This window comes from Ureibacillus sp. FSL K6-0786 (assembly GCF_037965165.1).
GTDB classification, from domain to species: Bacteria; Bacillota; Bacilli; order Bacillales_A; family Planococcaceae; genus Ureibacillus; species Ureibacillus thermosphaericus.
The window spans coordinates 1,947,019-1,960,179 of the sequence record NZ_CP150191.1; the positions used below are offsets into that span (position 1 = coordinate 1,947,019).

The following is a 13,161-nucleotide window of genomic DNA, read 5'->3' on the forward strand; positions in this document are numbered from 1 at the left end:
AAAGAATATAGACAAATTCTTGGATAATAGATATGATATGTTTTAAAGTTAAATATCGTCTACATTGTATGAAAATGGTGCTGAAATGTTATTGTTTCAGCTTAAAAGGGAAGACCGGTGAAAATCCGGCGCGGTTCCGCCACTGTAAATGAGGAGAGAACTTGCATAAAGTCACTGTTTCAATTGAAATGGGAAGACGCAAGGGATCTATGATTCATAAGCCAGGAGACCTACCATTTTTAAAGCTCCTTAAGCCTGCGAGAACAGGTGGAGTGTGGCACAGGAAGCAAGTATATTTTTATACTTGTATCACTTTATTTATTGTAATAATTTCTGACTACACAACACCCTGCAAATGAGCGGGGTGTTTTTTATTTGTCTCGTAGGCTAATTGGATAGATTTATAACTTTAATTTGAGCATGGGGAGTGATGTAAGTATATTGAAAGTTTAATAAAATCTTATGATCAACTATTGCGCAAAAAAAATCAATATTAACTTAAAACATACAAATTAGGAGGTTAAAAAATGTATCGACCTAAAAAACTAGTGGATAAAGTTTTTGCTATATTACTAAGTTTTATTTTAATTTTGTCGTTATGCAGTCCTTCGATTGCAATGGTTTCTGCAAATACGACTGAAGGAGAAACGAATGAAGCATTTCTACCAGAAGAACAGGATAGTAATGCACAACTTTCATCACCTGATACGGTAACAATTGAAAACTTTAATCAACAACTGTTTACAACTATGTCTATTTCCCAAGAGGAAAAACTATCCCAATTGATAGAAAAAACCATTGATTATTACCTATCGAAGAACAAGTTAACTAGTTGGCAAGAACTTGTAGCACTATGGGGTGCTGGAGAAGATTTAAGTCAATGGGAATTACCTGAATGGATTACAAAACAACCTAGTAATTATAAAGCTAATAGTTATGGAACTGAACAAATACAATACATTTTCGGACTTTTAGCAGCGGGGAAAGACCCTTCAAAAGCATGGGAAACAAATACGAATTTGTACGAAGATTTAGCTTCACAGCAAATTGAAAATGGCTCAATAGGTGGAATTAATAAACACTTATTTGCAATGCTTGCTTTAAAAACTGGGAAAGAACTAGGGCATTATTCATGGGATGATGCAAAAGAACAAAAAGCACTGGAATTTTTATTGAATCAAGAAATTAGTGGCGGAGGCTTTGCTCTTTTTGGGGATTATCCTGATACGGATATAACTGGAATGGTAATTCTTACCCTTGGTTTATATCAAAATGACACTGCTGTGCAAGCGACGATTGAAAGAGCAAAAGCTATATTAAAACAAAAGCAGCTTGACAATGGCGGGTTTATTTCAGATGGGGATTGGGGTAGCGGTGATAATGCGAATAGTTTAGCTGCCGCTGTTTCTGGTTTAGTTGCTGTAGGTGAAGATTTATCTGCAAATGAATGGATTAAAGATCAAACAATCATTGATACTTATGAACGTTTTCAGTTAGAAAATGGATCTTTTAAATGGAAGCCAGATGATACAAATACGAATGGTGCAGCAACAGAACAAGCGCTGATTTCTTTACTAGATATACAAAACAATCAATCAACTTGGCATAGGTTTGCAGATGAATGGACAAAAGAAGAAAATCATTCAGAACAACCATCAGACGATAAGGAAGAGGATGGTTCGGGCAATGACTCTACTAATCCAGACGAACAAGTAGTCTATATTTCTATTGAAAAGAGAGCAATTGGTGAAGGTAATATTTTACCGAAAACAAAAGTGACGTTACAAGATGGAGATACAGCATTTTCTATTTTACAACGAGTGACAAATGAAAGAGGAATTGACTTATACTATACAGGTTCCAATGAATCAATTTATATTCAAGGAATCGATGGACTATGGGAGTTTGATTATGGTCCATTAAGCGGCTGGATATATGCTGTAAATAATGAAACTCCTAGTGTAAGTTCAGGTATTTTTACAGTTCAAAATGGAGATTTTATACGTTACCAATATACGACAGATTTAGGTAATGACCTCGAAGATGAATATATTGCTACAGCTTCATTAACTGTAGATGGTATTGATGAACAAATTGTTCAAGAAAAATTAGTTGATATTATTGACGGTCAAATAACGGCATTAGATGTTCTTAAAGAAGGATTAGGAAGTGATATCCCATACGAAATTGTTCATTCAAGTTTTGGCCCCTATGTAAATTCGATTGATGGATTAGAAGCTGGAAGTCTTGGTGGCTGGGATGGCTGGATGTACAAAGTCAATGGCGAAGAAGTCCAAGTGGGAGCAAGTGACTATAAAGTAAAAGACGGAGATTCGATTCAATTTTATTATGGTCGTTGGGCAGACATTTCAACTGTCTCATTCATTGAATATCAAATTGACAATCCTTCTATAACTATCTCTTTAAAAGGAGATCGATTTACTGAAAACGCACAAAACAATGATTACTGGAATGTTGATACTGGAAATACCGCCTTACAATTACAATCAATTGTGAGAATTGATAATCAAAAAGTAGAGCTACAATTTAATGGGAAAGCAAATGGTGGCACAATTTCTATACAAGCTTTACCTGGTGGGATTGAAGGAGAATATTCTAGTAACACAATAGCGATTGATGTCGTTCAAGAAATTAGTGATTCAGAAAACAAAACGATTAAAGTCGGAGCAAATGAGCAAGAAATAAAGATTATCTCTAACGGTGAAAAACCAACAAACGTCGTTACTTTAAACTTTGATACAAATGATTTACCAAAATTAGAAGCCAATCGTGGAAATGTAATACTATTTATTCCACCAGGGACTAAAGTGGTAACTGACGATTGGAATAAATCGTTAGAAATACCAAGTAATATCGTAACGAATATTACTGAAACATATAAAAAAATCAATTCAAAACTGGAAGGTAAGGAAGTAAAAGAAATTACTGCCCATATTAAAGTCGGCGGAAATATACGAATCGATTTTAATCAACATGTCACTTTAATATTTAAAGGTCTTGGTGATAAAGAAGCCGGTTTTATTGATCAATCTGGGGTATTTACACCTATTCAAAAAGTAAATGAACATATACAACCTCAACCAGAAGTATATGCTTACGCAAAAGAGTCAGACTTAATCGTTGAAACAAAACACTTTACAGAATTTTTAGCTTATCAAGCTGTTGTAAAGGAACAACCAGAGGATGAACAACAAAATAATGGTTCGGGTAGCGGATCAGGAGGTTCAGGTGGTCCATCAACTAAAAATAAAACGGTCTATATTTCCATTGAAAAAAGATCGATTGGTGAAAGAGATATTCTCTCCAAAACAAAAGTTACATTCCATGATGGTGATACCGTATTTGATGTTTTAAAACAAATAGCAGATGAAAAAGGAATCGATATTGACTATACAGGTTCTGGATCGAGTCTTTATATCCAAGGAATTAACGGATTAATGGAATTTGATAAGGGACCTTTAAGTGGTTGGATGTATTCTGTCAATGGAAAATTCCCAAATAAAAGTGTAGGAGAATATCGTGTTAAAGACGGAGACAATATACGATTCCAATACACAACAAATTTAGGGGAAGATATTGGCGATAAATATGTTCCAAATCCTACTGAAGAGAATAAAGGAAAATCTGGTGGTGGTGGCGGTGGTGGCTCCGCTAAACCGAAAAATAACGGTGAATCGAATGTTGCAATAGCTGCGCTAGAAGAGAGTATTAATAAATCAGCCAACTGGATATTGAAAAATGTAGATTTCACAGTACATGATGAGTTTAATGATTGGAGCGCCCTAGCATTACAAAGAGCTGGAAAGAATGTTCCGACTGTCTATTACACCACACTTGAATCTTATGTTAAAGAAAAGAACGGAGCATTTAGACTTATCACAGATTATGAAAGAATGGCGTTAGCAGTATTAGCGTTAGGAAAAGACCCTCGCAATATCGCTGGATATGATTTTATTGAAAAAATTTATCAAAATGAGCGAATGACGAACCAAGGAACAAATGGAGCAATCTTTGCATTGATTGTGTTGGATGCGAAAAATTATGAAGTTCCTGCAGATGCTCTTTGGACGAGAGAAAAGCTAGTCAATTGGGTAATCGAACAACAAAATGCGGACGGTGGCTTCCCGCTAAGTAAAGCGTCAAATGGTCCGAGTGATGTGGATGTTACAGCAATGGCTCTCCAAGCATTAGCCAATTATCAAGATAATCCAAAAGTGAAAGTTGTCATTGATAAAGCAGTTTCTTGGCTTTCAAAACAACAAATTGATAATGGTGGATTCAAAGTATATGGAGTGGAAAATAGTGAAACGATTTCCCAAGTTATTATTGCATTAACTAGTCTAGGAATCGATTTAGATGATTCTCGTTTTGTGAAGAAAAAAGGAGATTTACTTTCAGCTCTTAATTCATTTGTTAATGAAGATGGTGGGATTTCACACGTTCGGAAAGAGCCAAGTAATTATATGGCAACACAACAAGGATTAATGGCATTTACAGCTTATCAACGTTTTATCGAAAGTAAAAACAATCTTTTTGATATGAGCGACAAGAATTTAGAGACGAATAAAGTTACATTCTTAGATGTTACAGACAATAGTTTTGGTAAAGATGAAATTTATCAATTAGTTGAAGCTGGTGTCATTAATGGATATCCAGATGGAACATTTAGACCAAATCAAAGTATTAATCGTGGACAAGCAGCTAACTTATTTATGAGAGCTCTTCAATTAGAAGTTTCAACAACAACACATAACTTCGACGATGTGACTCCGAATAGTCCTTACTTTGATGCTGCAAATGCGACTAAAGCAGCGGGAATATTTAATGGGAAAAACGATGGAAAAACATTTGGAGCTTTAGATACGTTAACTCGTGAGCAAATGGCGTCCGTTTTAGTACGCGCATTTGATCTACAACCAAAAGATGTACAAGTGAATTTAACAGATTTAGATCAAGTATCCGAAACCCATCGTAAAAGTGTAGAAATTTTATATCAAAATGGAATTACTACAGGAAGAGCGAACGGTGAATTTGATCCACATGCTCCAGTGACGCGTGTTCAATTCGTAGTATTTTTATCACGTGCAATGAAGTTAACAAATAATTAATGATGAAAATTTGGGAAAGAAGATACTTCCTTCTTTCCCTCGTTTTCATTTGTGGAGGAATGAAATGAAAAAAAGGTTTTCTAATAAGCTGTTATTATTTGCTGTACTGATTGCCATTGGAATTTTTTCTATTATCGGTTTAAACCAATTTATTAATCATTCGAATAAAGAAGCATTAATCGCTACTGAAGATATAGATGTTTTACATGTACAAGAGAATGAAGATAACGAGAATATAATTGCGGAAGATGAGGTACTTGAAACGTCTCAAACAGAACAACAACCATCTGTACAAAAGGAAGTAAAAGAAAAAAAGACAGAAGATATAAAAACGGAAATCAAAGAAGAAGTGCAAACGGATAACAAAAATGAGAATCAAGAGAATCATGTTAAACAGAAGCAAGAACTTCCCAAAATTTCAAAAGAAGTTGAGCAGAGTAATAGTAAAAAGAATGACGACAGTAAAACGACAACTAGTTTAAATACAGAAGTACAAGGAGAAACAATTGCGCAAGAAAAGCCAAAGTATACTGTTCGAATTACAATTGTTGGACCTAAAGATGTAGGAACGATTTTAAATACAACTACTATAGAGATTAATGATTCCAAAACGATACTTGAAATTTTACAACGAGCGACAAAAGAAAGACGTATTCATATGGAATATAGAGGATTAAACGCAACTGCTTATGTGGAAGGAATTCATAATATATATGAATTCGATAGAGGACCTGAAAGTGGCTGGATGTATAGTGTAAATGGCGTATTTCCAAATGTTAGTGCTGGGGTATTTCAAGTGAATCCTGGTGATGATATACGATGGCTCTATACAGAAGATTTAGGTCGAGATTTAGGAGCAAGTAGATAAACACATAATTGGAAGTGAGTATGATGGAAAACGGATTTTCAAAAATACACCCAGTGCCAAGTTTTTTATATTTTATCGGATCAATCGTAGCTAGCATGATATTTAACCATCCAATCTATTTGTATACGCTTTTCATTATTTCCATTTTACTAAACTGGTCATTGGATGGAGGTAAGGTGTTAAATAAGGGAATCAAAGGTTATTTATTCATAGCCGTTGTTATAACCGTTTTAAATCCCCTTTTCTCAAGAAGAGGTGCAACCATTTTATTTTATATAATGGACCAACCAGTAACCCTTGAATCGATTGTCTACGGTGTTCAACTTGCGATTTCGTTATTAACGATTCTATTTTTATTTACTGCTTATCATTTAGTTATTACTCCAGATAAGTTTTTATATATTTTCGGTTCTGTATTACCAAAAACAGCTTTTATCATGACAATTATTCTACGATTCATTCCCTTATTAAAAAGAAGATTAGTAGAAATTATATCATTACAAAAGATTCATGGCTCTTTTCAACAAAAGGATAAAAAAAGGATAAAAATGAAACAAGGTATGGAAACATTACATACACTAGTCACTTGGTCTTTAGAAGAAGCATTGGAAACAGCAAGTTCTATGAGAGCAAGAGGTTATGGTGTCGGAAAAAGGAGTAGTGCCATTCACTATAAGATGGGTAAAAAGGATGCTCTCATTATGGGGGTTTTGTTTGTTGTAGGATTGTTTGTTCTGATTAGTGGATTGTTGGGAATTGGCAGATACGAAGTTTATCCTCAAATACAAAAGGTTGAACTTACAACGTTTATGATTTTTCATTTCCTTTGTTTTTTCATTTGTTCATTAATCCCGCTATTTCTCATTGCAAAGGAGAGGATTGAGTGGTTCATTATCAAATCCAAAATGTAAGTTTTGCATATCCAGATATATCAAAAAACGTATTAGAACGTATTCATCTCGAAATTGAAGAGGGGGAATTTGTTTTACTTTGCGGACCTTCTGGATCGGGAAAATCTACATTATTAAAACTATTAAAAAAAGAAGTGCAACCAGAGGGTGAAAAGGAAGGAATCGTTTATTACAGAAACATTCCACTAGATGAAGTAGATTCGGTTACATCCGTAGAAGAAATTGCAATGGTTTTTCAAGATCCTGATAATCAAATTGTTATGAATACTGTTTGGCAAGAATTGACCTTTGGAATGGAAAACTTAGGATACACAACAGAACAAATTCAACGCAGGTTAGGAGAAATCGTTAATTTCTTTGGGATAGAAGAGTGGCTTCATTTATCGGTTCATGAGCTTTCTGGTGGTCAAAAGCAAATTGTAAATTTAGCTGCTGTTATGACGTTACGTCCACGGGTGCTACTTTTAGATGAACCTACTGCTCAACTAGATCCAATTGCAGCAAAGGAATTTTTACAACTTTTATTGAGGATTAATGAAGAATTATTTGTAACAGTTATCATTAGTGAACATCGTTTAGAAGAATTATTCCCAATTGCAACGAAGGTAGTTATGTTAAATGAAGGTAAAATAGCATATTCCGGTAGTTCACAAGAAGTGTTAAAAGAAATTTGGAGGAAACATGACAATACTTTCATACACTATATTCCTACCATTCCTAAATTATATTTAAGTCTTATGGGAAGAGATGAAGAGGATATTCCCATTACTGTGAAGGAAGGGAAACAGTGGTTAAATCGTTTTGGGAAACTACAATCTATGGAATTTCGTAAAGTAAATAAGTTTGAATCTATTAAGAGAAGTGAACAAACGATCCTTGAATGCAAAGATATATTTTTTCAATATGATCAACAAACACCACTTATTTTAAAAGGACTAAATTTAACGATTCAAAAAGGTGAATTTTTTGCCCTTTTCGGTGGAAATGGATCTGGCAAATCAACTTTATTAAAAAATATTGTAGGAATCTTAAAACAGCAGAAAGGCAAGATTTATTACAAAGGTCAATTATTAAAAAAGGAGTCAGCAAAGGAACGAAGTGAGTACATCGGTTATGTAGCGCAAAATCCAGCAATCTATTTTACAAAAGAAACGGTAAGAGAACAATTACAAGAACGGTTTGAAAGAGTAAAAGAGGTATCTAGTTATCAGTTAGATGAATACATTCAGCTATTTGAATTGGAGAGCATTTTGGACAAGCATCCTTTTGATATTAGTGGTGGACAACAGCAAAAAGTTGTCATTGTACTATCTTTAATGACGAAACCTGAAGTTTTAGTATTAGATGAGCCAACGAAAGGGTTAGATCCTTTGTCTAAAATTCATTTAGCACATACGTTAAATCGTTTAAGAGAAGTAGGAAAAACAATTTTAATGGTTAGTCATGATATAGAATTTGCTGCTCAATATGCGACAAGATGTGGATTGTTATTTAATGGAGAAGTATTGTCTGTTGAAGATACAAAATCTTTCTTAAAGGATAATTATTTCTACACGACAAATATTCATCGAACAGTGAACCATATTTTACCTAACGCCATCTCTCTGGAGGATGTATTAAATCAATGGGAAAATTTAAACGTACAGTCTATGTAGTTAGTTTGCTTCTTATAATTGTAATGTTAGTCGTTGCACTGTTGTTACGAGAGCAATATTTATTAATTAGTTTTATAATTATTTTATTAACGATGTTCCCTTTCTTTTTACGCTTTGAACGAAAAGAATTGAAAGCTGAAGAAATCGTACTAATTGCCATGTTAGCAGCAATTGCCGCAGTGAGTCGCATTCCATTTGCACCCTTGCCTAGTGTCCAACCAACATCTTTTGTGATTATAATGTCAGCGTTAGTGTTTGGATCAGAAGTAGGGTTTTTAGTGGGAAGCTTAGCGGCAATTGTATCGAATATGTTTTTAGGTCAAGGTCCTTGGACGCCGTGGCAAATGTTCGGTTGGGGAATGATGGGATTCACTGCTGGGCTATTAAAAAATACGGTATTAATGAAAAGCTTAATAGGAAGAAATATATTTGGATTTGTATGGGGATTTATTTTTGGGTGGTTAATGAACTTATGGATGATTCTCGGATTTTATGCGGAAATCAATTGGAAAGTCTTCGTTACAATATATTCGGCAAGTTTTTATTTTGATTTAGCTCATGCTTTATCAAATGTCTTTTTCATCACTATATTTTCTAGTATTTGGTTAAGAATTTTACTAAGAGTAAAGAAGAAATATGGAATGTTAAAAGAAGAAAAAAGATAGTGATAGTTTTGATAAAAATCGCCCTTTAGCTTTTGAAGCTAAGGGCGATATTTTTTCATACATTTATAAAAAAAAGAGGGGAAATTAGAAAATAGAAATCTATTTATATCGATATAATAAAATGGTTATTATTACATATTTTAGGAGAATGATTGTTGTTTTATCTATATAATAAAAAAATTTTTAATCAATTGAGTTAATTTCATAATTCTCACCCCTTGATTTTCAAGGGATTCAAGACGATAAAAAATGGGTACCTCCCCAAATTTCGTTATAATGGTAGATAACCAAACAAACCATACGAAAGAGGTGAGTACCCTATGACTATGGTAAAACAAATTTCTCTTTTTGACATCCATCAATTATTAGAAATGGAAAGTTCCCATCGTTATGATGCCATTTTTAGTGTGATCGACATTCAGCCTATATTTCAATTGTTTTCTAAAAAGACATTGAAAGGTGCACCACGTGAATTGAATGATGGTGCAATGATTCAATCGCTGATTATACGTATTGTCGAACGTATTCCAACTATCAAGGATTTAGTCAAACGTTTGGTTCATGATCCTTTATTTCGTTTCGACTGTGGATTCCTTGTGTCTGATGTCGTACCATCTGAAAGCTCTTATTCACGCATGATTCAAGTCATTAGTGAATCAGATGTGCTAGATAAAATGAACGATACACTCATCAAAACAGCGATGTTGGAAGGCTTTCTACATGATGAACATGTCGCCATCGATGCGAGTCACTTTGAAGCTCGTGATGCTTTCACACCATCAAAAAAGAAAGCACCTAAAACTCCTAAAAAACGTGGTCGTAAAACGAAAGCTGAACGAGCTGTTTGGTTAGCCGAACAAGTAGAGAAAAAAGGAAATCAATCAACCTATGAAAAAGAACTGAAAGAACAGCTGGATATCCCATTAGAAACCCTTTGGAAGGATGTACCGATTGAGCCAAAATGGGGTGTGAAAAAGAATAGTAAAGGAAAAAATACATTCTGGTTTGGTTATAAAGCCCATTTAGCTGTTTCGACGAAAAGTCAATATATCATCACTCGTTTGATGTCCTCAGTGTTTTTGGCAAGTAGAAAATGTATGAAATGGCAATTAAAAATGCATACATACACTTGCCAAATTCCATGGTTAACGTTGAGAGATTGAGTCTTTGTATCGGTGACTTTCACCATTGAAGATGATTAAATGAGAATGATGAATCAGCCGATCAATGACGGCCTCTGTTAAAATGGGATCGCCAAAGACATTATTCCATTGGCTAAAAGGTAAATTGGTTGTCACAATGATGCTTTTGGTTTCATAACACATGGAAATAACTTGAAATAATAACTCTGCCCCCTGTTTATGCAATGGAATATAGCCCAATTCATCAAGAATCAAGAGATCCAACTTTTCGATTTGATTGAGAAATTTACCAAGGTCACCTTTTTCATTGGCCTCCAATAAAGCATTGACAATGGAGGCGGCCGTATAGAACTTCACTCTTTTTCCTTGTTTTTTCATCAAATTGAGGGCGATGAGAGTGGAAAGGAATGTTTTACCGGTTCCCACTCCGCCATAGAAGATAAGGTTTTCCTGATTTTTCGTAAACTCACCTTCTAAAATATAATCTTTTGTGATGCCTGGGGCTAGTTGAATCTCCCGCCAATCATAAGGTTTATTTGGAATTTTCGGCAATGTCGCCTGTTTTAGTAGTAAATTTATCCTTCTCTCATCTCGATGCTGCACTTCTCGTTCAAACAGCTTCAGTAAAAATTCCTCATTTGTTTCCGCATGGATGGTATGGTAATTGGCTGGAATCCAGCTTAATTTTAGTCTTTTGGCATATTCCTTAATCATTTGTTCCATGATGCCACATCTCCTTGGGATTCGAATAGGCGGTCATAATGCCTTACTCCTCGGATGGCTTCCGGCATATCTGGAACGTGTTTTTTCGGTTGAATTGGCTCTCGTATACCTCTTCCATTGATTAATTGATAAAATACCTGTTTAATCGATTCTACTTTCGGATGACCATACTGGGAGGCAATCCTCAAAGCCTGTGTCGAAACTTCGAAATCATGTTCTTTTAGTAAAACAGCTAGTAGTTGTAATGCTTCCTTCTTTTCTTGAACGGTACAATTGGAAAAATAATTTTTCCATTCTTCCGGCATCTTTTCATAGAAATCCGTATATTTTAATGCATTTGGCCTTTTGGCCATTAACGTAAGATATGGTTGCCATTTCATTGATTTTTGTTTTGTGCCATATAAACGCTCGTGCTTGATAATCAGCTCATGCTCTTCTGTTAAAATGGCAATCTCATGATAAGAGATCTTTGCCAAAACCTTTTGTTTGGCAAAACGGGGAGACGTGGAATATAAATTGTTTTCTAAATGGATGAAACCGTACTTATCAGCCGTGACCTGCTCATATCGGACACATTCAAATTCTTTGGCTGGCAATTGAAGAAATAACGCTTGTTCTTCTTCAAATAATTCAGCGATGAGTCGCTCCTTCTCATAATGCGGACGATTCCAGTCCTTCTCACATTTTTCCCATAAAGATTCATTAAAACTTTCTAGTTGATAGATTGTTTGTTCAGGTAAAAAGAAATTGTTTCGAATATATTTCACCTTTGATTCGACATTCCCTTTTTTCATTTCCGCTGGCTGGGTTGCAGAACTCGCATTCAAAGCCATAATGTAAAACGAATCGTTGAAATGTCTCTGTCAATTCTCTTTCTCCGTTTGGCAAAATCGTTTTTACTGCAGGGGAGAGATTATCAAAACGAATGACCCTTGGAACCCTTCCCATATAGTGAAAGATTCGTTTTAATCCTTCCAAGAAAGATTCTTGATTTTGAGCTGGCATGACTTGCACATAGGCCGCATTACTGTAAGGGAATGAAACGACCAGGTAAGGAAAATCGACATATTTCCCCTGATAGAGAAAAGGAGCTTCTCCAAAATCAACTTGAGCCGTTGCAGGTTTCGATTCTAAAGGTAACGCAGCTGGTTCACTTTGTTCGAGCAGTTCTTGTTTTCTTTTTGATACATAGAGCCGAACAGAACGATCTGAACCTGTAAATCCATATTCTTCTTTTAAGATTTCATACATTCGTTTCGCAGTTCTTCGATATTTTTTCTTCTTTGTCAAGTCCTCTTTAATCCATTGATCCAATATCGGTTTCACTGGATCCATCACTTTCGCTTTTCTCGTTTGTTTAACTTTTGAGGGATTGAAGTCTTCCATTTCCGCATACTTCTTCACTGTTCTTGGATCACGATTCATTCTTTTGGCAATATCGGAATAGGAACATCCTTTTTGGTTTGCTTCATATCTGATATAATGAATTTCAGCCACTGCTAACATCTCCTTGAATACCTCCCGTTGAACTGTTTTGTCCAACTAGGAGGGTAGTGTATTTGGGGAATGTTGGCAAGTGGTTTTTTGTTTTATAGGACCTGCATAAATTAATTGCCAAACGTTACATTTTTAGTTTGCCATAAACACGAAAATGACAACTACTGAACGACAAGAATGGCGTGAAAAAACAGCTAAAAACAAAGGCGAAATTATTAACTAAATGCATTTAATGGTGTGATAGTTAAATAACCTATGTTACATTGAAACTTGACAGAAAAGTTAAATATTTATTATAATTGCAGTCAATAGGCTATAGGCTAATGAAGAGCCTAATAAAAAATTTAAGAAAGGTAAGGTATCTGCAGAAAATGTACAACTAATTCACTTAACTAGGAAGGAAAATGTAATGAAGTTTTGAGAAAGTCGTTGGAAAACGGCTTAACAATCATGCATTTTTTACCAGTGAGTGGATAGTACTGACTTCTGTAGATAGCTTTCGATAACTATACTTTGCTGTAGATTCTGTTGCCTGAGAGAGTACTTATTTTTTGTTTTTTGGCTTATGGCA

The 13,161-nt window shown here is 34.8% G+C and carries 7 protein-coding genes, 1 pseudogene and 1 riboswitch; of the genes and pseudogenes, 6 read left to right on the forward strand and 2 right to left on the reverse strand.

The features are described 5' to 3' along the window. Positions 1-58: 58 nt before the first annotated feature. Positions 59-253, forward strand: a riboswitch (cobalamin riboswitch). Between the two features lie 274 nt (positions 254-527). From NSQ18_RS09575 to NSQ18_RS09600, 6 genes are all read left to right on the forward strand, one after another. Then, positions 528-5,129 carry a DUF4430 domain-containing protein gene (locus NSQ18_RS09575; protein ID WP_339287854.1) on the forward strand — a complete coding sequence of 1,534 codons (4,602 nt, stop codon included), beginning with the start codon at positions 528-530 and terminating at the stop codon, positions 5,127-5,129. A 64-nt stretch (positions 5,130-5,193) separates the two neighbouring features. Next, on the forward strand, positions 5,194-5,997 hold the full coding sequence (locus tag NSQ18_RS09580) for a DUF4430 domain-containing protein (RefSeq protein ID WP_339287855.1): 804 nt from the start codon (positions 5,194-5,196) through the stop codon (positions 5,995-5,997). A 53-nt stretch (positions 5,998-6,050) separates the two neighbouring features. After that, positions 6,051-6,908, forward strand: coding sequence for an energy-coupling factor transporter transmembrane component T (locus tag NSQ18_RS09585; RefSeq protein ID WP_339287857.1), 858 nt, complete (start codon positions 6,051-6,053; stop codon positions 6,906-6,908). Next, complete coding sequence (locus NSQ18_RS09590; protein WP_339287859.1) at positions 6,881-8,563, forward strand: energy-coupling factor transporter ATPase; 1,683 nt, start codon at positions 6,881-6,883, stop codon at positions 8,561-8,563. Before NSQ18_RS09585 ends, NSQ18_RS09590 begins: the two co-directional genes overlap by 28 nt. Next, positions 8,533-9,228, forward strand: a complete 696-nt coding sequence (locus NSQ18_RS09595; RefSeq protein WP_339287860.1) for an ECF transporter S component — start codon at positions 8,533-8,535, stop codon at positions 9,226-9,228. The genes NSQ18_RS09590 and NSQ18_RS09595 overlap by 31 nt, the downstream gene beginning before the upstream one ends. Before the next feature lie 320 nt (positions 9,229-9,548). Continuing rightward, positions 9,549-10,391: a transposase gene (locus tag NSQ18_RS09600; protein WP_339287861.1), complete on the forward strand. Its 843-nt coding sequence runs from the start codon at positions 9,549-9,551 to the stop codon at positions 10,389-10,391. On the opposite strand, the gene istB is transcribed toward NSQ18_RS09600, so the two are convergent. Beyond that, positions 10,374-11,093 (reverse strand): IS21-like element helper ATPase IstB, encoded by a 720-nt coding sequence (gene istB, locus NSQ18_RS09605; RefSeq protein WP_013399917.1) that lies wholly within the window; start codon positions 11,091-11,093, stop codon positions 10,374-10,376. The genes NSQ18_RS09600 and istB overlap by 18 nt on opposite strands. Beyond that, positions 11,081-12,599 (reverse strand): annotated as a pseudogene (gene istA, locus NSQ18_RS09610) (IS21 family transposase). Before istA ends, istB begins: the two are co-directional and overlap by 13 nt. Positions 12,600-13,161: the final 562 nt, after the last annotated feature.

What these genes read in the sequence shown, in the direction of transcription:
- istB (WP_013399917.1), bottom strand. Translation starts at nt 11,093, where the DNA reads ATGGAACAAATGATTAAGGAATATGCCAAAAGACTAAAATTAAGCTGG.
- NSQ18_RS09580 (WP_339287855.1), top strand. Translation starts at nt 5,194, where the DNA reads ATGAAAAAAAGGTTTTCTAATAAGCTGTTATTATTTGCTGTACTGATT.
- NSQ18_RS09595 (WP_339287860.1), top strand. Translation starts at nt 8,533, where the DNA reads ATGGGAAAATTTAAACGTACAGTCTATGTAGTTAGTTTGCTTCTTATA.
- NSQ18_RS09575 (WP_339287854.1), top strand. Translation starts at nt 528, where the DNA reads ATGTATCGACCTAAAAAACTAGTGGATAAAGTTTTTGCTATATTACTA.
- NSQ18_RS09600 (WP_339287861.1), top strand. Translation starts at nt 9,549, where the DNA reads ATGACTATGGTAAAACAAATTTCTCTTTTTGACATCCATCAATTATTA.